Source organism: Spirosoma flavum, assembly GCF_042686045.1.
Lineage (GTDB): Bacteria > Bacteroidota > Bacteroidia > Cytophagales > Spirosomataceae > Spirosoma > Spirosoma flavum.
The window spans coordinates 1-735 of sequence record NZ_JBHUOM010000076.1; the positions used below are offsets into that span (position 1 = coordinate 1).

The window sequence follows — 735 nt, forward strand, 5'->3', positions numbered from 1 at the left end:
TCAAGCTGAGTTAAGTTGGTATAGTAGTCAAGCTTTCGGCACTATTGAATCGAATAATCCCGAAGCTCGTCGGCGCTATTACGAGCAAGAGGCTTTCGAAATAGATGACCAAGTGTACCGAATAGTGGACTTGGAAGTGCACATGTTAAACGCATTAAAAGACTTTTTCAAGGGTTCAATCGTGGAGACAACGGTTAAACGCATTCATTATACTTAGTGGAAGCCTGATTGATTTTGACCTCTATAAAGTACGATGCCTAGCCACTAATCGAGGTAGCCAGGCATTGTACTTTATAGAGAGTTGTTGTATAACTAACTTTATGTAAAGAAACTTTTCTGAGATTACGATTTAACCTTCCTGTTGGCTAGCATACGAAATGTGATAGTCTATAACTGTCTAGTTCTTCTTAGGCAGAGTTGTACTAGGCATCACTTGGAACAGTGAATCTACTGACCAATTCGTTACTGGCTTGCTTTTAGCTTTCACACTTACTGAAACTTGTTCTTTAGAATTTAAAGCAACTGGCATAGACCGGTTAGGCATAGGTATTGCATTCCCCTTCCCATTCCTAGTAGGTATGTCTAATGCATGCCCTTGCCCTTTGAGGATTGGCATGTTGTCTATATTCTGATTCTGCAATGAATCGCTTTTTTCCTTCATTAAATTTTGCTGGGCAAAACTTGCTGTTACAACTAGCAAGCATACCAAAGTTGCTAATATTTTCATGGTCAGTT

General features: G+C 39.5%; 2 protein-coding genes. One reads left to right on the plus strand and one right to left on the minus strand.

From position 1 onward, the window contains the following. Window positions 1–217 (plus strand): hypothetical protein (locus tag ACFS25_RS31875; RefSeq protein ID WP_381509281.1); only part of this gene is annotated, 217 nt, incomplete at its 5' end. Between the two features lie 180 nt (window positions 218–397). Here the strand turns inward: ACFS25_RS31875 and ACFS25_RS31880 are convergent. After that, window positions 398–735, minus strand: a 338-nt coding sequence (locus ACFS25_RS31880) for a hypothetical protein (RefSeq protein ID WP_381509283.1), incomplete at its 5' end; no start/stop codon positions are given.